Annotated in this window: 17 protein-coding genes and 1 pseudogene; 3 read left to right on the top strand and 15 right to left on the bottom strand. The window is 71.3% G+C overall.

What is annotated here, in order from left to right:
- Positions 1-2: 2 nt before the first annotated feature.
- The 5 genes from thpD to ACZ7IB_RS18325 form a co-directional block, all read right to left on the bottom strand.
- Positions 3-896 (bottom strand): ectoine hydroxylase, encoded by an 894-nt coding sequence (gene thpD, locus ACZ7IB_RS18345; protein ID WP_470913486.1) that lies wholly within the window; start codon positions 894-896, stop codon positions 3-5.
- A gap of 3 nt (positions 897-899) precedes the next feature.
- Positions 900-1,298, bottom strand: coding sequence for an ectoine synthase (locus ACZ7IB_RS18340; RefSeq protein WP_093539722.1), 399 nt, complete (start codon positions 1,296-1,298; stop codon positions 900-902).
- Positions 1,299-1,366: 68 nt separating this feature from the next.
- Positions 1,367-2,635 carry a diaminobutyrate--2-oxoglutarate transaminase gene (gene ectB / locus ACZ7IB_RS18335; protein WP_470913484.1) on the bottom strand — a complete coding sequence of 423 codons (1,269 nt, stop codon included), beginning with the start codon at positions 2,633-2,635 and terminating at the stop codon, positions 1,367-1,369.
- 69 nt (positions 2,636-2,704) lie between these two features.
- Entirely contained in the window at positions 2,705-3,235 is a 531-nt protein-coding gene (gene ectA / locus ACZ7IB_RS18330; protein WP_470913482.1) for a diaminobutyrate acetyltransferase, read from the bottom strand.
- Between the two features lie 328 nt (positions 3,236-3,563).
- A complete protein-coding gene (locus ACZ7IB_RS18325) occupies positions 3,564-4,670 on the bottom strand; it encodes a pyridoxal-phosphate-dependent aminotransferase family protein (RefSeq protein WP_470913480.1) in 1,107 nt (368 codons plus the stop codon).
- 133 nt (positions 4,671-4,803) lie between these two features.
- Between ACZ7IB_RS18325 and ACZ7IB_RS18320 the strand changes: the two genes are divergently transcribed.
- Entirely contained in the window at positions 4,804-5,880 is a 1,077-nt protein-coding gene (locus ACZ7IB_RS18320; RefSeq protein WP_470913746.1) for an amidohydrolase family protein, read from the top strand.
- A 335-nt stretch (positions 5,881-6,215) separates the two neighbouring features.
- Complete coding sequence (locus ACZ7IB_RS18315; protein ID WP_470913478.1) at positions 6,216-7,229, top strand: SCO1860 family LAETG-anchored protein; 1,014 nt, start codon at positions 6,216-6,218, stop codon at positions 7,227-7,229.
- A 139-nt stretch (positions 7,230-7,368) separates the two neighbouring features.
- On the opposite strand, the pseudogene cobC reads toward ACZ7IB_RS18315, so the two are convergent.
- The 6 genes and pseudogenes from cobC to cobM form a co-directional block, all read right to left on the bottom strand.
- Positions 7,369-8,508 (bottom strand): annotated as a pseudogene (gene cobC / locus ACZ7IB_RS18310) (Rv2231c family pyridoxal phosphate-dependent protein CobC); the annotation flags it as partial.
- Positions 8,441-9,349 carry a sirohydrochlorin chelatase gene (locus tag ACZ7IB_RS18305; RefSeq protein ID WP_470913476.1) on the bottom strand — a complete coding sequence of 303 codons (909 nt, stop codon included), beginning with the start codon at positions 9,347-9,349 and terminating at the stop codon, positions 8,441-8,443. The gene ACZ7IB_RS18305 and the pseudogene cobC, both read right to left, overlap by 68 nt.
- The gene (locus ACZ7IB_RS18300; protein WP_470913473.1) at positions 9,346-9,954 is read right to left on the bottom strand and encodes a precorrin-8X methylmutase; all 609 of its coding nucleotides are present in this window, start codon (positions 9,952-9,954) and stop codon (positions 9,346-9,348) included. Before ACZ7IB_RS18300 ends, ACZ7IB_RS18305 begins: the two co-directional genes overlap by 4 nt.
- On the bottom strand, positions 9,951-11,675 hold the full coding sequence (cobJ, locus tag ACZ7IB_RS18295) for a precorrin-3B C(17)-methyltransferase (RefSeq protein WP_470913470.1): 1,725 nt from the start codon (positions 11,673-11,675) through the stop codon (positions 9,951-9,953). Before cobJ ends, ACZ7IB_RS18300 begins: the two co-directional genes overlap by 4 nt.
- Complete coding sequence (cbiE, locus tag ACZ7IB_RS18290; RefSeq protein WP_470913469.1) at positions 11,672-12,928, bottom strand: precorrin-6y C5,15-methyltransferase (decarboxylating) subunit CbiE; 1,257 nt, start codon at positions 12,926-12,928, stop codon at positions 11,672-11,674. The genes cobJ and cbiE overlap by 4 nt, the downstream gene beginning before the upstream one ends.
- Positions 12,925-13,773, bottom strand: a complete 849-nt coding sequence (gene cobM, locus ACZ7IB_RS18285) for a precorrin-4 C(11)-methyltransferase (protein WP_470913465.1) — start codon at positions 13,771-13,773, stop codon at positions 12,925-12,927. Before cobM ends, cbiE begins: the two co-directional genes overlap by 4 nt.
- A 97-nt stretch (positions 13,774-13,870) precedes the next feature.
- On the opposite strand from cobM, the gene ACZ7IB_RS18280 reads away from it, so the two are divergent.
- Positions 13,871-14,593 carry a ZIP family metal transporter gene (locus tag ACZ7IB_RS18280; RefSeq protein WP_327275921.1) on the top strand — a complete coding sequence of 241 codons (723 nt, stop codon included), beginning with the start codon at positions 13,871-13,873 and terminating at the stop codon, positions 14,591-14,593.
- Positions 14,594-14,616: 23 nt separating this feature from the next.
- Here ACZ7IB_RS18280 and cobI read toward each other — a convergent pair whose 3' ends face one another.
- Genes cobI through ACZ7IB_RS18260 form a run of 4 tightly spaced genes read right to left on the bottom strand, consistent with a single transcriptional unit; the run spans position 14,617 to position 19,379 of the window.
- The gene (gene cobI, locus ACZ7IB_RS18275) at positions 14,617-15,363 is read right to left on the bottom strand and encodes a precorrin-2 C(20)-methyltransferase (RefSeq protein WP_266362423.1); all 747 of its coding nucleotides are present in this window, start codon (positions 15,361-15,363) and stop codon (positions 14,617-14,619) included.
- Positions 15,360-16,760 carry a cobyrinate a,c-diamide synthase gene (locus ACZ7IB_RS18270; protein ID WP_470913462.1) on the bottom strand — a complete coding sequence of 467 codons (1,401 nt, stop codon included), beginning with the start codon at positions 16,758-16,760 and terminating at the stop codon, positions 15,360-15,362. The genes cobI and ACZ7IB_RS18270 overlap by 4 nt, the downstream gene beginning before the upstream one ends.
- 10 nt (positions 16,761-16,770) lie before the next feature.
- A complete protein-coding gene (cobO, locus tag ACZ7IB_RS18265; RefSeq protein ID WP_383959539.1) occupies positions 16,771-17,370 on the bottom strand; it encodes a cob(I)yrinic acid a,c-diamide adenosyltransferase in 600 nt (199 codons plus the stop codon).
- The gene (locus tag ACZ7IB_RS18260; protein WP_470913457.1) at positions 17,370-19,379 is read right to left on the bottom strand and encodes a putative cobaltochelatase; all 2,010 of its coding nucleotides are present in this window, start codon (positions 19,377-19,379) and stop codon (positions 17,370-17,372) included. Before ACZ7IB_RS18260 ends, cobO begins: the two co-directional genes overlap by 1 nt.
- Positions 19,380-19,469 lie beyond the last annotated feature (90 nt).

The raw sequence follows: 19,469 nt of genomic DNA, 5'->3' as shown, positions 1-19,469 counted from the left end.
CGTCATTTCACCGGTGTGAAGTCCCGCGCCCCGATGAACTCCGGACGCCGCGCCGGGGCCGCGAACGGCTCCTCGGCGGCGTTCTCCACGCTGTTGAAGACGATGAAGACATTGCTGCGCGGGTACGGGGTGATGTTGTCCCCCGAGCCGTGCATGCAATTGCAGTCGAACCAGGTCGCCGAACCCGCCTTGCCCGTGAAGAGCTTGATGCCGTGCCGGTCGGCCAGCTTCGTCAGCGCCTCGTCGGACGGGGTGCCGGCGTCCTGCATCTTCAGGGACTTCTTGTAGTTGTCCTTCGGTGTCCCGCCCGCACAGCCGAGGAACGACTTGTGCGAACCGGGCATGATCATCAGCCCGCCGTTGGTGTCGTGGTTCTCGGTCAGCGCGATCGACACGGACACCGCCCGCATGTTCGGCAGACCGTCCTCGGCGTGCCAGGTCTCGAAGTCCGAGTGCCAGTAGAACCCCGAAGCGCCGAAGCCCGGCTTGACGTTGATCCGGGACTGGTGGACGTACACGTCCGAACCGAGGATCTGACGGGCCCGGCCCACCACGCGCTTGTCGCCGACCAGCCGGGCGAAGACCTCGCTGATCCGGTGGACCTCGAAGACCGACCGTACGTTCTGGGACTTCGGCTCTATGATCGAGCGCTCGTCGGCCCGCACCGCGGGATCGGTGATCAGCCGGTCCAGTTCGGCGTGGCAGACGGCGACCTCGTCCGGTGTGATCAGCTGGTCCACGGTGAGGAAGCCGTCGCGCTCGAAGCCCTGCAGATCCTTCACGGCGACCGGCCCCGGGGCTCCGGGCGGGGACCAGATGACCGGGTCCTGACGGGGCGTGGTCATCTCGGCTGCGCCGCGTGTGGGGTACAGATCGGCACGTACATCGGTGGTCATGGTTCAGCCCTCCTCGGTCAGCAGTGGGTAGACACCGTTCTCGTCGTGCTCCTCCCGTCCGGTGACCGGAGGGTTGAAGACGCAGACACAGCGGAAGTCGGTCTTCGGCCGCATGGTGTGGTGCTCATGGCCGTTCAGCAGGTACATCGTGCCGGGGGTGATCCAGTGCTTCTCGCCGGTCTCGTCATTGGTGAGCTCGGCCTCGCCCTCGACGCACAGGACGGCCTCGATGTGGTTCGCGTACCACATCGACGTCTCGGTACCCGCGTACATCGTGGTCTCGTGGAGCGAGAAGCCCACCTTCTCCTGAGCGAGCACGATGCGCTTGCTCTCCCAGGTTCCGGAAGCGGCCTTCACATGGCGGTCGGTGTTCTCGATGTCACTGAACGATCGGACGATCACAGTGGGTCGGTGCCTTTCTCTCTGCGGCGGTGTTTCTCGTCGGACCCGCGTCGGGGGCGGGTCCGGGATCAGGCGGTCTCGCGGACTGCGCGGGCCAGGGTCCGCAGGCCCTCGTCCAACTCCTCGGGGGTGACGGTCAGCGGCGGCAGCAGTTTCACGACCTCGCTCTGCGGACCGGAGGTCTCGACCAGGAGGCCGAGCTCGAAGGCGCGGGCGCAGACCGCGACGGCACGCGACTTGTCGGTGAACTCCATGCCCCAGACCAGGCCGCGGCCCCGGAACTGCGCACCGAGCCGGGCGTGTTCGTCGCAGATCGCAAGGAGCGCCTGCTCGATCTGCTCGCCCCGGGCCAGGGTCTGCTTCTCCATCTGTCCGTCCGCCCAGTAGGCGTCCAGCGCGGCGGCGGCCGTGACGAACGCCGGGTTGTTGCCGCGGAAGGTGCCGTTGTGCTCGCCCGGCCCCCAGACGTCCAGCTCCGGTTTGAACAGGCAGAGCGACATGGGCAGTCCGTAGCCGCTGATGGACTTGGACAGGGTGACGATGTCGGGGGTGATGCCGGCCTCCTCGAACGAGAAGAACGCCCCCGTGCGTCCGCAGCCCATCTGGATGTCGTCGACGATCAGGAGCATGTCGCGGCGGTGGCACAGGTCGGAGAGCGCCCGCAGCCACTCGGGGCGCGCCACGTTGATGCCGCCCTCGCCCTGCACCGTCTCGACGATCACGGCGGCGGGCTGGTTGAGACCGGAGCCCTGGTCCTCCAGGAGCCGCTCGAACCAGAGGAAGTCCGGTACCCGGCCGTCGAGGTAGTTGTCGAACGGCATCGGGGTGCCGTGCACCAGCGGGATACCGGCCCCGGCCCGCTTGAAGGCGTTGCCGGTGACGGCGAGCGAGCCCAGCGACATGCCGTGGAAGGCGTTGGTGAACGAGACGATCGACTCGCGCCCCTTCACCTTACGGGCCAGCTTCAGCGCCGCCTCGACCGCGTTGGTGCCGGTCGGGCCGGGGAACATCACCTTGTACGGGAGATCACGCGGGCGCAGCACGGTGTTCTGGAAGGACTCCAGGAAGGCGCGTTTCGCGGTGGTGGCCATGTCGAGGCCGTGGGTGATGCCGTCGCGCTCGATGTAGTCGATCAACGCGCGTTTCAGCACCGGGTTGTTGTGGCCGTAGTTGAGAGATCCGGCGCCGGCGAAGAAGTCGAGGTAGGTGTGGCCGTCCTCGTCGGTCAGACGGGCGCCCTGCGCGCGGTCGAACACTGCGGGCCAACTGCGGCAGTAGCTCCGTACCTCCGACTCCAGGGTCTCGAAGACACTCAGCGCGGGCGGGGTGATGGTCACAGGGAATCTCCTGCTTGAGGGGGGTGTGACGGGCGGCGGCGTGCCCAGGTGCGGAACGGGCCGAGGCGCTCAGGCGTGGAAGGGGCCGATGCGGTACAGCACCTCCGGCAGATGCGTTCCCTCGGGGAACAGCCCGCCGTCGAAGAGCACTTCACGCTCCACGGCCACGTCGTGGCGCTGCGCGTAGGAGGTGAACAGCCGGTCCGACGCGGTGTTGTCCGGGGTGACGGTCGTCTCGACCGAGGCCAGGCCCTGCGAGGCTGCGACCCGCGAGGTCAGCGCGTCCAGCAGTTTTCCCGCCAGTCCGGTCCCGCGGTGGCCGTGGTCGACGGCCACCTGCCAGACGACGAGTGTCTCGGGGCGGTCAGGCCGGAGGTATCCCGTCACGAAGGCAACGGGCCCGCCGGTCTCGTCGCGGGCGACCACGGAGGTGGCCGCGAAGTCACGGCACCACAGCAGGTAGCTGTACGAGGAGTTGAGGTCCAGGACCTCGGAGTCGCGGGCGATGCGCCAGATCGCGGCTCCGTCCTCCACTCGTGGGGTGTCGATGGTGAGGAATTCGCTTCGGGCACTTGCAAAATCTGCTGGTGCGGCGGTCATGCGAATTGAATTTACCCAGCAAATTCTGAAATTGCATCGACGCAAGGGGTTGGGTGGAGTGATCCTTTGTGTTATCACGCGGGCGCGTGCACCGGCGCGATCCGGCCTCACTTTCTTCCGTTTTGTGTGCTATATATCCGGCATAACGGCCGCGATGTGGAGTCGGTCACAAGGTCGTAACTCTCGGGTGACGCAACGGAATTGTGTGGATCGGGCTTCTGGGAACTTGGGTGTTTAGGGTCCGGGAAAGCGGGCAGAAGAATGCGGGGAGCTGCTCTGAATAGAGCGGCTCCCCGCATTTATGGAATATTGACGTTCCGGTGCGCTTTTACTCGCTCGGCCAGGTTTCCGAAACGGCTTTGCGGGCAGTTTCGAAGTCGACCTGCCGGCCCGCATCGGCCAGCGCCGCCCCCAGAGCCGCGAGCGAGGACTGCACCGCGCCCCGCGTCGCATCCACACCGTAGTGATTGACCCGGATCATCTCCTTGGACAGTGCGCCTCCGCCCGCGATCAGCGACAGCGACGGGTCGGCCGCGAGTGCCCGCGCGACCAGCCCGGAGGCGTCGACGCCCGCCGGGGCGCGCAGCGTCGTCGCGACCGGCGCCGCGTCCTTCGCCTCGTTCACATACGGCGACAGGCCGCCGCCGAGCGCCACCGCACCCGCACGTGTCGCCGCGGCAGCCGAGGCATGCCGGGCCATCAGCGCATCCAGGCCCTCGGCCTCGATCCGCTCCACGCAGGCCTCCAGAGCCAGCATCTCCAGCTGGGCGGGGGCGTGCAGCAGCGCTCTGCGACCGCCGTCGATCCAGCGCTCCTTCCAGTCCAGGAGGGAGAGGTACGAGCGGCGCGGGGCCTGGGGGTTGGCGGCGATCCGCTCCCAGGCCCGCTCGCTCACCGACACCGCCGAGACCCCGGCCGGGCCGCCCATCGCCTTCTGCGCGCCGATCACACAGAGGTCGACGCCCCACACGTCCGGCAGCAGCGGCTCGGCGCCCACCGAGGCGACGGCGTCCAGCATGAACAGCGCCCCGTGCGAACGGACCACCTCACCGATCTCGGCGACCGGGTTGGTGTTGCCGGTCGCCGCCTCGGCGTGGACCAGGGAGACGAAGTCGATCTCCGGGTGCTCGGCCAGCGCCCGTGCGACCTGGTCGGCGGTGACCGCCGTGTGGAACGGAACCGCCAGATCGACGACATTGGCACCGCAGTCGCGCAGCCAGTTCCCGAAGGTCTGTCCGTACGGTCCCGTGACGACGTTCAGCGCGGTCGAGCCGGGCCGGGCGCCGCCCCGGATGCAGCCTTCGAGGGGGAGCAGCGCCTCGCCCTGCATGATGACGACGTCCTGCTCGGTGGCGAGGAGGCCGGCCACCCGCTTCTCGATGGCCGCGAAATGCGCGGCGGTGAGCGGGGCGAGGTCGAGGAAGGGGTGCGTCACGGTGGTGCTCTCTTCGGATCGGGTCGGTGCGCCGCGGTGCTGCGTACGGGACAATGCTTCCGCCGAAGCGTACCCAGGGCGCCGGGAGGTGCCTCGTACAGTGCTGCTCATGAGTGATCACAGGGCACCGCAGGTGCTGCACGTGAAGGGGCGGGTGCTCGTCGGACCGCAGGACGTCCGCGACGAGCTCTGGGTCGTCGACGGACGGATCTCGTACGGGAGGCCGGCCGGCGCGGACGAGGCGGTGACCGTCACCGGCTGGGCGCTGCCGGGGCTGGTGGACGCCCACTGTCACGTCGGGCTCGACCATCACGGTGCCGTCGACGCGGCGACCAGCGAGAAGCAGGCCATCGCCGACCGGGAGGCGGGCGCGCTGCTGCTGCGGGACGCGGGTTCGCCGGCCGACACCCGGTGGATCGACGAACGCGAGGACCTGCCGAAGATCATCAGGGCCGGCCGCCATATCGCCAGGCCCCGCAGATACACCCGGAACTACGCCTACGAGATCGAGCCGGACGAGCTGGTCGCGTACGTCGCACAGGAGGCGCGCCGCGGCGACGGCTGGGTGAAGCTGGTCGGCGACTGGATCGACCGGGAGGTGGGCGATCTGACCGCCTGCTGGCCGCGCGAGGCGGCCCGGGCGGCCATCGCCGAGGCGCACCGGCTCGGCGCCCGGGTCACCGCACACTGCTTCGCCGAGGACTCGCTGCGCGATCTCGTCGAGGCCGGCATCGACTGCATCGAGCATGCCACCGGGCTGACCGAGGACACCATTCCGCTCTTCGCCGAGCGCGGTGTCGCGATCGTCCCCACGCTGGTCAACATCGCCACGTTCCCCTCGCTCGCGGCGGGCGGCGACGCCAAGTTCCCCCGCTGGTCGGCCCATATGCGGCGGCTGCACGAGCGGCGTTACGACACCGTGCGCGCCGCGTACGACGCCGGGATCCCGGTCTTCGTCGGCACCGACGCGGGCGGGGTGCTCGCCCACGGGCTGGTGGCGGACGAGGTCGCCGAGCTGGTGAAGGCGGGCATCCCGGCCCTGGACGCACTGTCCGCGACGACCTGGGGTGCGCGTCAGTGGCTCGGGCGGCCGGTGCTGGAGGAGGGCGCACCGGCGGACCTGGTGGTGTACGACGAGGACCCGCGGGCGGACGTACGGGTGCTGGCGGCGCCGCGACGCGTGGTGCTGAACGGGCGGGTGATCGGCTGAGGGACGGCTCACGGAGCCGCCTTCCGACCGGGGTGTGCCGAGTTGACAGGCAGTTACCGAATCCCTGCCGTGTCGTTGAAGCACCCTTGCGCGCACCCCGGCGCAGTCGGCCTCCGCGCCGTCCGCGCTCAGTGGATCGGGTGACTCCGAGGAACGAACGTACCGAGATATTCGAATACATGCGCGGAAACCCCCCTTTGGAGTGAACTCACGCCAGGTGTCTGCCAGTTCACCCTCCGTGCGTAAAGCTTTCGGGGTCGAGGTCACCGGTGCCCGCGATGTCCCCCATTGGACGGCGCCGGTGGCTCCATGTCTCTTGTGGGGGTTCCACCATCTTGAACAGCAATACCTTCCGCCTGGCCGCCCTGGCGGTCGCCGCCGCTCCCGTCGCCCTGCTGGTCGCCGTCCCGGCGCAGGCCGCCACCGCGACCACCACGACCACCGGCGACGGGAAGGCGAGCGCGGTCGTGCTCCGTACCGCACTCGACGTCTCGCTCCTGAACAAGACGATCGATGTGCCGCTCAAGGCCACGCTCAATGAAGTGCAGGCACCCGCCAGCGCCGACAAGACCGCGCTGAGCGTGCGGCTCGACGGGGTGGACCACGGACAGCCGTTCAGCGTGCTGAGCGCCGATGTGGCCACCGCCAGGGCAACCGTCGGCAAGCACAGGGCCGAGGGCTACAGCAATCTCGCGAAGGCCCGGGTCCATGTGCCCGGACTGCCGCTGCTCTCGCTGATCGAGGTCGAGAAGGTCACCTCCAAGGCGGTCTGCGAGGTGGGCAGGAAGCCGGTCGCCGAGTCGAACGTGCTGGGGCATGTGTCGGTCCTCGGCAAGCGGATCACCCTCACCGCGGGCGGTACCACACAGGTGAAGGTGCCGGGCGTCGGTGAGGTGACCCTCGACCTGTCGAAGACGCACACCACCTCGCGCACCGCAGCGGCGGCCGCGCTTCAGCTGAAGGTCTCGGTCAACCCGCTCAAGCTGAATGTCGCCGATGTGCAGGGTGAGGTCACGCTCGCCGAGGCGACCTGCGAGACGCCGAAGTCGACCGGAGGCGGCGGCAACGGCGGTTCCGGCAACGGCGGTTCCAGCGACGGCGGTTCCGGCAACGGCGGGACGAGTGGCGCAGGCACCTCCGGCAGCGGTGGCAGCACGTCCGGGGGCACGGGTGGTGACAGCGGCGATGTGAAGCCCCAGACCGGCACCGGCCACGCCCCGGCCGTCGACTCCAACCTCGCGGAGACGGGCGGCAGCTCCACGACCCCGTACATCGCGGGCGGCGCGGCCGTGCTGCTGGCGGTGGGCGCCGGGGCGATGGTCGTGGCCAGGCGCCGCGCCCAGGACTGACCTCTCGACCAAGGCCCGAGGGGGGCAGTCATAGGTCAGGAGGGGAGCGGGGAGCGGCGTCCGCGTGACGGAACGCCGCTCCCCGTGAGCGTGAGGAATGCCGCTCCCCGTCGGCGGGGGAAGGAGCGTGGCCGTCCCGTCAGCGTGTGACCGCGGGCAGCGTCTGCAGTGCCTGGTCGAGTGCCTGCAGGAAGCGGTTGGTCGTCGCACGGTCGCGTACCGCCAGCCGCAGCCACTGCGGACCGAGCCCCGGAAACGTATCTCCACGCCGCGCCGCGAACCCCAGCGCCCGCAACCGCTCCCGCACCTCGGCAGCACCCTCCAGCCGCACCAGGACGAACGATCCCTCGGCCGGTTCCACCACCCGCACCTCGGTGAACTCCCTGAGCCCCGCGACCAGATGGTTCCGGTCCACCGCGATCCGCTCCGCCGCGGCAGCCGCCTCGGCCAGGGCCTGCGGCTCCATGCACGCCTCTGCCGCCGCCAGCGCCGGGGACGACACCGGCCACAGCGGCTGCGCCTCCTCCAGCGCGCGGATCGTCTTCTGGGCGGCGAGTGCGTAACCGATCCGCAGCCCCGCGAGCCCCCAGGTCTTGGTGAGGCTGCGCAGCACCACGAGCCCAGGGATGTCCGTACGCCCGCACAGCGCCTCGCGCTCGTCCGGCACCGCGTCCATGAACGCCTCGTCGACCACCAACGTCCGTCCGGGGCGCGCCAGTTTCTCCAGCACGGCCGCCGGATGCAGGACCGATGTGGGGTTCGTCGGATTGCCGACCACCACCAGATCCGCGTCCTCGGGCACCGCCACCGGGTCCAGCCGGAAATCGTCCCCGGCCGACAGCAGCACCCGCCGTACCTCGTGCCCGGCCGCACGCAGCGCCGACTCGGGCTCGGTGAACTGCGGATGGATCACGACCGGACGGCGGACCGGCAGCGCCCGTGCGATCAGCACGAAAGCCTCTGCCGCACCCGCCGTCAGCAGCACGCGTTCCACCGGCAGCCCGTGCCGGGCCGCGACCGCCGACCGCGCCGGACGGCCGTCCGGGTACGCGGCGAGCGTGCCCAGCGACGCGGCTATCCGTGTCTTCAGCCAGGCCGGGGGCGTATCGGCCCGTACGTTGACGGCGAGATCGGTGAGATCCCGGCCCCGTACTTCCGCGTCACCGTGGTGCCGCAGATCGTGCGTGCCCGCGCCTGTGGCGTCGGGTCTTTCAGTGGGAGTGTGCATGACCGCCGTGGGGGTGGTGGTGATGGCCGTCGTCGTCGGGGTGGAAGTGCGGCTGCTGCGGCAGCCCCACCTTGTCCTCGAAGCCCGGCAGCGAGATCCGGTACACGCATGAGTCGCAGTTCATCCGCAGATCGCCCTTGACGGCCTCCCGGTAGCGCTCCATGACCAGGTCGTACAGTTCCTCGGCCGCACCGATGACTTCGGCCGAGCGGACATCGAGCTCCGGGTGGGCGGCGGCCCACTCCTCGGTCTGATGACGCACCCGGTCCGGCAGGATGCCGGTGAAGAGGAAGTACGGCAGAACGACTATGCGCCCGGCACCCAGCTTCACGCAACGGTCGAGACCGGACGGTACGTCCGGCGCCGCGAGCGAGACGAACGCCGTCTCCACCCCCGAGTAACCACGGCCCTCCCAGAACAGCCGCGCCGCCTTGTACACCTCGGCGTTGGCGTCCGGGTCGGTCGAACCGCGCCCGACCAGCAGCACCGTCACCTCGGACCGGTCGGTGTCGCCCAGCGCCGCGTCGACCCGGCGCTCCAGCACCTTCAGCAGCGCCGGGTGCGGGCCGAGCGGACGGCCGTAGGTGTATGAGATGCCGGGGTGGCGCTCCTTCTCACGGGCCAGCGCCGCCGGAATGTCCCCCTTGGCGTGCCCGGCCGACACCAGCATCAGCGGCACGGCGGCGAAGCGCTTCACACCGCGCTCGACCAGCTCGGTCACGGCGTCGCCGAGCGGCGGCGGGGACAGCTCGATGAAGCCGCCCGCGACCGGCAGTTCGGGGTGGCGCTTGCCCAGCTCGGTCACGAAGTCACGGAACGCCGCGGCCCCGCCCTCGTCCCTGGTGCCGTGGCCGGCGATGAGCAGTGCGGGCTGGGTGGACGGGGTGGTCACAGGTTCTCCTCGGTGTTCGTGGTGGGTACGGGGTGGTACAGCAGGGCGTTGAGAGCAGCGGCCGCGACCGCCGAGCCGCCCTTCTCGGACACATTGCTCACGGCGGGCAGACCGCTCTCGCGCAGCGCCGCCTTCGACTCGGTCGCGCCGACGAAACCGACCGGCAGCCCGATGACGAGCGCGGGCGCGGCATCGAGGACGAGCAGCTCCTCCAGCGCGGTCGGCGCATTGCCGATCACCCAGATCGCGCCGGGCCCGACCTGCTCGTACGCGAGCCGGATCGCATGTGCCGAACGGGTCAGCCCCAGGCCGGACCTGGCCTCCTTGAGACGGCACACGGTCTCGCGGCGGGTGATGCCCGCCGCGACCATCTCCACATCGGTGACGACCGGCGCACCGGCGTGCAGCGCCGCATGGGCGACGACGAGCGACGCCTCGTCGCAGACCAGGTCCGTCGCGTACTCCAGATCCGCCGCGGAGTGGATGACCCGCTCCACGACGGCCCGGGTCAGCGGTGCGAAGTGCGAGGTGTCCAGGCGTGCACGCAGCCGCCGGAACGACTCCTGCTCGATGGGGTGAACGGTTCTCTCCCAGGGCCGGTTCACTCGGCTCCCTCCTGTGCGGGGACCGTGGTGGCCGACTGCCAGCGGTAGCCGCGCGGTGTCACCATGCGGCCCGCGATCTCCCGGGTGGCCGTGTTGCCGACCGTCACGACCGTCATCATGTCCACCGTCGCCGGGTCCAGACCGGCGAGCGAGGTCACCCGGCTGCTCTCGTCAGGGCGCGAGGCATTGCGTACGACACCGACCGGTGTCGCCGGTTCCCGGTGCTCGGACAGGATCGACAGGGCCTTCGGGAGCTGCCAGTCGCGGCCCCGGCTGCGCGGGTTGTAGAACGTCACGATGATGTCGGCCTCGGCCGCGGCCCGTACCCGGCGCTCGATGACCTCCCACGGAGTGTGCAGGTCGGAGAGGCTGATCGACACATGGTCGTGGCCCAGCGGGGCGCCCAGGATCGCGGCAGCCGCCAGCGCGGCCGTCACACCCGGCACACCCACCACATCGATATCGGCGCCGGCCTCGGCGAGCGCGGGCGACGCCATCGCGTACACGCCCGCGTCACCGCTGCCGATCAGCGCCACCGCATGCCCCTTGCGCGCCTCGGCGACCGCCGTACGGGCCCGCTCCTCCTCGGCGCCGAGCCCTGACTCCAGGATGGTGGTGCCGGGCCGCAGCAGGTCCCTGATCTGGTCGACGTACTGATCGAGCCCGACCAGCACCGAGGCCCGCCGCAGCTCCTCGCGGGCCCGCGGCGTCAGCAGATCGCGCGCACCCGGGCCGAGACCGACGACGGCCAGGCGCCCGCGCGGGCTGCGGCGCACCACCGCACACGTGGCCATCGCGGCCCGCCCCACAGGGGTCGACTTCCGCTTCGGTACGAGGAGTTCGCCCCCTGCGGCGAGTGCGGCGGCCTCCGCGACGGAGGGCGTTCTGACCGCGGCGAGCGGTGCGCCGGACGGATTGGGCACCTCGATACGGGCCAACTCGTCGGCGGCGTACGTCCGCAGCTGTACGCCGAACTGCGAGGCCGCGGCGACGATCCCCGGCTCGTTCGCCTTCGCGTCGACCGTCACCAACTCCGCGATGCTCAGCGGCGACAGCCCGGCGTCGTGCAGGGCGTCCCGGATCAGCCCGACGACCTCCTCGACCGGCGCGCCCTTGGACGCGCCGACCCCGACAGCGAGTGACGCGGGCCGCAGCACGGCGGCCTGCGCCCCGGGTTCCACGATCCGGTCGGTGACATGCAGCACCGCACCACCCCCGGCGCCGGGGGAAACATTCGACGGCAACGGTGGCAACGGCCACACCGCATCAGCCCGCAGCTCCACCCCCGCCCCGTCGAGCATCACGCGCGACACCCCCGCCACATCGCCCTCAACGGGGAGGCCCAGCATGTCCAGCCCCGGCACCCCCGCCGCGTCCGTCGCCGTAGTCACGACCGGCGCCGCGCCCAGCACCTCACCGACCGCCCCGGCCAGGTCGTTCGCTCCGCCACCGTGCCCGCCGAGCAGCGCCACAGCATGGCGGCCCGCCTCGTCGACACAGACGACACCCGGGTCCGAGGCCTTGTCCGACAACAGCGGCGCGAGCAGCCGCACCACGGCCCCCGTCGCCAGGAAACACACCAGCTGCTCGCACTCGGCGAACGCCCGCTGCACGGCCTCGCGCACCGGTCCCTCGTAGACCACGGTGCGGCCGGGCCAGGCCGCGGCCAGCCGGTCGCGGGCGACGGTGCCCGCCGCCGTTGCGGAGATCAGGCCGATCACTGGGTTGCTCCTTCGCTTGCACGGACCGCGGGGCGGGTGCCCCACAGCAGAAAGACCGGGTTGGTCGCGGCGAGCCGCGTCACCTCGCCGGGCAGCGGCGCCAGCCGGGAGGACTGCAGCAGCACGCCCTCGGGCACGAGCCCGGCACCGGCCAGCGCCGCACGCACCTGAGGCACCCGGTCCAGTGCCGCCAGCGCCACCACCACCGAGCGCCGCGCACGCTGGGCGCACGCCGTCACGATGGCGGGCAGTTCACGTCCGCCGCCCCCGATGAACACCGTGTCCGGCTCGCCCAGACCGTCGAGCACGGCGGGCGCCGAGCCGTGCACCGCACGCACGTACACCCCGTGCGCGGCCGCGTTCGCCCTGATCCGCTCGACCCCGTCCGAGGTCTTCTCCACGGCGACGACCGCCGCGCCGAGCCGCGCGCACTCCACCGCCACCGAACCCGAACCCGCACCGATGTCCCACACCAGGTCACCGGTGCGCGGCCCCAGCCGGGCCAGCGCCAGCGCCCGCACCTCGAACTTGGTGATCATCGAGTCGCGGTGCTCGAACTCCGTCTCGTCCAGCGCCCACCGGCCGGGCCCCGCGGGCGGCCCCGCGACGGTCCGTACCGGGGAGAGCGCCCGGGACTCGTCCAGACACAGCACCACACTCACCGGATCCGGCCAGTCGCGGGCCACCGCCTCGGCAGGGGTCAGCCGCTCGATGCGCTCCCGCTCCGGATCGCCGAGCGCCGTCGCCACGACCAGGGTGCGCCCCTCGGCTCCGTGCACCAGCCCGGCCGCCAGCTCGGCGGGCCCGGCGCCGGGCCCGGTCAGGACGGCCACCTTCGGGTGCGCCAGACACGCGTTCACCGCGGTACGCGGGTCGCGGCCGTGCGCACTGACCACGACCGAGTCGTCCCACGCCAGCCCGAGCCGGGCGAACGCGACCGCGACGGAAGGCGAACCCGGCCGCACATCGAGCGCGCTCGCCCCGAAACGATCGGCCAGCGCCCGTACGATCCCGAAGAATCCGGGGTCACCGGAGGCCAGCACGACCACCCGTGCCCCGCCCCCGTGCGCATGTTCCGCGATCCGGTCGAGCGCCGGCGCCAGCGGACCGAGCACGATGCGCTCGACCTGCTCCGGCGGCCCCGCGGCTTCCAGATGACGCCGGGCGCCGACCACCAACGTGGCCACGGCCAGCGCTTCCTGGGCCTCGGCACCGAGTGGCTCGCCCGTCCCCGTACCGAAGACCCGGATCATGAGCCGGACCGCTGGGCGCGCAGTTCGGCCCGCGCCGCCTTGTCGGCCTTGCGGAAACCGTGGAAGTGCCCCGGGTGGTAGAGGTGCGAACGTGTCCCCGAAGCCGAAAGCGCCGGGCCGACCAGGAAGAGGGTGTGCTTCCAGAGCTTGTGCTCCTTGACCGTCTCCTCCAGGGTCTCGATCGTGCAGTGCAGGATCAGCTCCTCCGGCCAGGTCGCCTGGTACGCGATCACGACCGGCGTCGACGTCGGATAGCCGCCCTCCAGCAGCTCCTGGGTGAGCTGCCCGGACCGGGCGGCCGACAGGAACAGCGCCATCGTCGTGCCGTGGCGCGCGAATTCCCGTACCTCCTCGCCCGGCGGCATCGGCGTCTTGCCGCCACCGAGACGGGTCAGGATCACGGACTGCGCGACCTCCGGAATCGTCAGCTCCCGCTGGGCGATCGCCGCGACGGCCGAGAACGACGACACCCCCGGCACGATCTCGACCGCGACCCCCAGCCCGGTACACCGGTCGACCTGCTCCTGCGTGCCGCCCCACAGCGCCGGGTCGCCGGAGTGGATACGGGCCACCTTCAGCCCCTCGGCGGCCGCGCGTTCGTACACGGCGACGACCTGTTCCAGCGACATCTGCGCAGAGTCGAGGATCTCCGCGCCCTCCCGGGCATGCTCCAGAACCTCCGCCTGCACCAGGCTCGCCGCCCAGATGACGATGTCGGCATCCTCGATGGCCCGTGCCGCCCGGAAGGTCAGCAGATCGGCGGCGCCGGGGCCGGCACCGACGAACGTCACTTTGCCGTGGGTGGGCGCGGCGAACGTGCCGGCTGCGTCGACTGCTTCGGACATGGGACGGGGTCCTTTCGGGAAACGGAACAGAAGGGTGGGACGGACGGCAGGGCGCGGTGAGATGCGCGCACCGGGGTCAATCGGCTAGCAAGAGCGCATGGCGGTGTTCGTGGCGCTCGGCGCGTTCCTGATGACCCTGGCCGGCGGCTGGGTCGCCCAACGCGTCACCGACCGCCGTCACCTGGTGCTCGGCTTCGCCGGCGGACTGATGCTCGGCGTGGTCGGCCTGGACCTGCTGCCGGAGGCGATCGACGCCGCGGGCGATCCGGTCTTCGGTGTCCCGGCGGCCCTGCTGCTGTTCGTGGGCGGCTTCCTGGTCGCCCACCTGGTGGAGCGTCTGCTCGCCGTACGCCAGGCGGCACACGGCGCGGGCGAGGAGAGGGTGCCGCAGGTCGGACTCACGGCAGCGGCGGCGATGGTCGGCCACAGCCTGATGGACGGTGTCGCGCTCGGCGCGGCCTTCCAGGTGGGCGTCGGCATGGGAGCCGCCGTAGCCCTCGCCGTCATCACGCACGACTTCGCCGACGGCTTCAACACCTACACGATCACCAGCCTGTACGGGAACGCCCGCCGCAAGGCCGTGCTCATGCTGTTCGCGGACGCCGTGGCCCCGCTCGTGGGCGCGGCGACGACACTGCTGTTCACCCTTCCGGAGGAACCGCTCGGCTGCTATCTCGGCTTCTTCGGCGGCGCACTGCTCTACCTGGCCGCCGCCGAGATCCTCCCCGAGGCACACCACGAACACCCGGCCCGCTCCACGCTGCTGTGCACGGTGGCCGGGGTGGGCTTCATCTGGCTTGTGGTGGGCATCGCGGACTGACCACCGCGCCGCACCCGGGCGCCTCACAATTTCCCGCCCCGCCCGCCGTCGCGCGGCGCGGGCGCGATCAGCGTCGACAGATACGGCAACGGCCCCTCGGCCAGCTCCGCCGCCGGCCGGATCGACTCCTCGGGCAGCCCGAGCGCCGAACCCCACACCGCGTCCTCGGTACGCCCCGTCTCACGCAGTGCCGTGGCCACCTCCGCGGCCAGCCGCCCGAACTTGTACGCGACGACCGTCCCGGGACCTTCCAGAGCCTCCTTGAGCACCGCGGCCCCGGCGGTCACCGGTACCAGCGTCAACGGCTCCGTGCCCTCCGTCAGCACCGCACCGCTGCGGGCAGCCAGATCCTGCATGGCCGTGATCCCCGGAACGGTCTCCACGGCCGTACCCGGCAGCAGCTCACCTATCGTGTGCGCGAGATACGTGAACGTCGAGTACACATTGGGGTCCCCGATCGTCGCGAACGCCACCGAACCATGCGTACGCAGCAGCTCCGCGACCCGCTCACCCGCCGCGTCCCACGCCGCCTCCCGGCGCGCCCGGTCCGTCCGCTCATTCAGCGCGAACACCACACGTACGACCTTGTCGGCCGCCACGTAGTGCAGGACGGTCGCCTCGGCCCGCCCCCGCTCACCGGTGTCCATCACCGGTACGACGACGACCGCGGCACCACGCAGCGCGTTCACACCCTTGACGGTCACCAGTTCCGGGTCACCGGGCCCGACACCGACGCCGACCAGCCTGCTCGTACCGTGACCGTGGTTCATCCCTTGCACCTCTCAACGAATCGGCGGGCCATACCGGGCACCGAAGCCCAATGCGTATGCAGATAACTCGCGTGCACGCCCTGCTGCACGAACCCCTCCACGCGGCGCTCCGGCTGATGCAGACCCCACGCAGGTTCTGCCCCGGCGCCCGGGTCCAGCACGGTCCGGTGGAACTCGTGCCCGCGCACCCGCGTCCCGGGCGCCGCCAGCACGCTGTCGGAGACCGCCACGGCCTCCCGGTAGCCGAGCGTCAGCCGGTCGGACATCCGCCCCTCGGCATCGAGGACCCCGCACATCGGCAGCCCGTCGAGCGAACGCGCCAGATAGAGCAGCCCCGCACACTCGGCAGCCACCGGAGCTCCGGATTCCACCAGCTCGGCAACGGCCTTGCGCAGTGCCGCGTTGGCGGACAGCTCCGAGGCGTACACCTCCGGAAATCCGCCACCGATGACCAGCCCCCGAGTGCCCTCGGGCAACGCCTCGTCCCGCAACGGGTCGAACGGCACGACTTCGGCCCCGGCGGCGGCCAGCAGCTCGGTGTGCTCGGCGTAGGAGAAGGTGAACGCCGCCCCGGATGCAACGGCGACCCGGTTGCGGGCAGAGTGGGGTCTCCCCTGCTCGAACGAAGTTGAGAGCTTGGGGATGGGCAGGGGAACAGGCCCACCGCAGGCGCCCACCGCATCCCACACCTCACCCGGTACCTCAGGCGCAGACCGCGCCAGCGCCATGACCGCGTCCAGGTCACATCCCGCCCGCACCCGATCAGCCATCGCCGCGACAGCGCCCACCGCGTCGCCCCGCCGCTCGGCCACCGGCACCAACCCCAGATGCCGCGACGGCACAGCCACCTGCTCGGCCCGCCGCAACACCCCCAGCACCGGAACTCCCGACTCGTCCAACGCCTCCCGCAGCAGCACCTCGTGCCGCTGGGAGCCGACCTTGTTCAGAATCACGCCACCGATCCGCACCTGCGGATCCCACGAGGCGAAGCCGTGCACCAGCGCGGCCACGGACCGCGACTGCGACGACGCGTCGACCACCAGCACCACAGGCGCCCGCAGCAGCTTCGCGACCTGGGCGGTCGACGCCAGCTCGCCTCGCCCCGACGCCCCGTCGTACAGCCCCATCACGCCCTCGACGACCGCCAGATCGCAGCCGCGCGCCCCATGCGCGAACAGCGGAGCGACCAGTTCAGGACCGCACATGTACGCGTCGAGATTGCGCCCCGGCCGCCCGGTGGCCAGCGTGTGATAGCCGGGATCGATGTAGTCGGGCCCGACCTTGTGCGCGGACACGGCAAGTCCCCGCCCCGCGAAGGCCGCCATCAGCCCCGTGGCCACGGTCGTCTTGCCGCTCCCCGACGAGGGCGCGGCGATCACCAGACGCGGAACGTTCACCGCGGGCCCCTCACCATTCGATGCCCCGCTGACCCTTCTGACCGGCGTCCATCGGGTGCTTGACCTTCGACATGTCGGTCACCAGGTCGGCGGCCTCCACCAGCTTCTGAGGCGCGTTGCGCCCGGTGATGACCACATGCTGCGTACCGGGACGGCTCCGCAGCACCTCGATCACCTCGTCGGTGTCGACCCAGCCCCAGTGCATCGGGTACGCGAACTCGTCGAGGACGTACAGCCGGTACGTCTCGGCGGCCAGGTCGCGCTTGACCTGCTCCCAGCCCTCACGCGCCGCCTCCTCGTTGTTCAGCTGCTTGTCGCGCTGCACCCACGACCAGCCCTCGCCCATCTTGTGCCAGGCGACGGACCCGCCTTCGCCGCTGGCCCCGAGGACCTTCAGCGCGTTCTCCTCGCCGACCTTCCACTTCGCCGACTTGACGAACTGGAAGACCCCGATGGGCCACCCCTGATTCCAGGCGCGCAGCGCGAGCCCGAACGCCGCCGTCGACTTCCCCTTCCCGATGCCGGTGTGCACCACCAGCAGCGGGCGGTTGCGGCGCTGGCGGGTGGTGAGCCCGTCGTCCGGCACGGTGGTCGGCTGTCCCTGCGGCATTACGCGGCCCTCCTGCTGGTTCCCTGAACGTCCTTGACGAGCCCGGCGATCGAGTCGGCCCGCAGTTCGTCGAGCGTGACGGCGGTGCCCCCCAGATCGTGTGCGAGGCTTCCCGCGAGACCGAGCCGTACGGGTCCCGACTCGCAGTCCACGACGACGGACGCGGTGCCCTCGGCCTCGTGCAGCCGCGCCGCCCGCGACGCCAGCGCCACCGGCTCGGGCCCCCCGGTCGCCCGCCCGTCGGTCACCACGACCAGCAACGGCCGCCGCGACGGATCCCGCAGCCGCTCCACCCGCAGCACGTCATGGGCCTTCAACAGCCCGGCCGCGACAGGGGTACGCCCACCGGTCGGCAGCACCTCCAGCCGTGCCGCCGCTGCGTCCACCGACGACGTCGGCGGCAGCACCACCTCGGCGTCCTTGCCCCGGAAGGTGATCAGCCCGACCTTGTCCCGCCGCTGATACGCATCCAGCAGCAGCGAAAGGACCGCACCCTTCACGGCACTCATACGCTGCCGGGCAGCCATCGATCCGGACGCATCCACCACGAAGAGAACGAGGTTTCCCTCCCGTCCCTCCCGGGTCGCCTGCCGCAGATCGTCCCGCCGGACCACCAGTCCCCGCCCCGACCGCCCGCGCGCCCGCTGATGCGGGGCAGCGGCCTGCACGGTCGCGGCCAGATGAAGTTTGGTCAGGGCGCCCTGCGGGCGCCGCGCACCGGTCGTACGCCCGTGCTCGGTACGCGCCCGGGACCGCCGCCCCGCCGCGCCCTCGCCCAGACCCGGCACGCTCAGCATCTTCGTACGGAACGGCTCGCCGGCGCGCACGGGCTGCTGCTCGCCGCCCCCGGAAGACTGCTGCCCCTGCCCCTGCTCGGGAACGGTCTGCGCGGGTGTGTCGCCCGCCTCGCCCTCGGGCTGCGGCGGTGTGTCGGGCCCGTCACCCTGCGGGGGCCGGCCGCCGCCACCGGGGCCGTCCGGGTCCGGATCGTCGTCCTCGCCGCTGTTCTGCTCCAGCGTGTCGTCGAGCTTGTTCTCCTCCAGGCCCGGCGCGTCGAAGGGATTGCGCCGACGCCGGTGGGGGAGCGCGAGCAGGGCGGCCTGCCGCACATCCTCGGCGAGCACATCCGCACGTCCCGCCCACGCCGCCAGGGCGGTGGCCGTCCGTGCCATCACGATGTCCGCGCGCATCCCGTCGACCTCGAAAGCCGCGCAGGTGGCCGCGATCTGCCGCAACGCCCCGTCCCCGAGCCGCACTCCGGGAAGCAGCGCACGCGCGGCAACGATCCGGGACCGCAACGCGCCTTCCTCGTCGGCCCACTCGGCGGCGAAGCCCGCAGGATCGTCGTCGTACGCGAGACGCCGCCGCACGACCTCGACCCGCAGATCGGTCTCGCGGGACGCGGCGACCTCGACGGTCAGCCCGAACCGGTCGAGCAACTGCGGCCGCAGTTCGCCCTCTTCGGGGTTCATCGTCCCCACGAGCAGGAAGCGCGCGGCATGCCGTACGGAGACGCCTTCGCGCTCCACGTACGAAGCACCCATGGCGGCCGCGTCCAGCAGCAGGTCCACGAGGTGGTCGTGGAGCAGGTTGACCTCGTCGACGTACAGAATCCCGCGATGCGCATCGGCGAGCAGCCCCGGCTCGAACGCCTTCACGCCCTCGGCGAGCGCCCGCTCGATGTCGAGCGCCCCGACGAGCCGGTCCTCGGACGCGCCGACGGGCAGCTCCACCATCCGCGCATCCCGCGACACGCCGGCTCCGGCCTCGTGGGGGCCATCGGGACACGCCGGATCGGGCGACGCCGGGTCGCACGAGAACCGGCACCCGGCTACGACGGGAACCTCCGGCATGAGCGCGGCGAGCGCACGTACGGCGGTGGACTTGGCGGTGCCCTTCTCGCCGCGCACCAGCACGCCGCCGACGGCGGGCGAGACGGCATTGAGCAGCAGCCCGAGCCGGAGATCGTCCTGCCCGACGATGGCGGTGAAGGGGTAGGGCGTGCTCACGATGCCTCCTTGGGTGAACGGTGTGATGTCGGCCCCTCCGGCGTGTGAGGAGCGCAGGTCCGGGGGCGGAGCCCTCGATCAGCAGGCGTG

The sequence above is a fragment of the Streptomyces sp. NPDC037301 genome (assembly GCF_055602785.1).
Note: the sequence above shows the minus strand (reverse complement) of the source record. Positions and strands in the feature narration are given on the sequence as shown.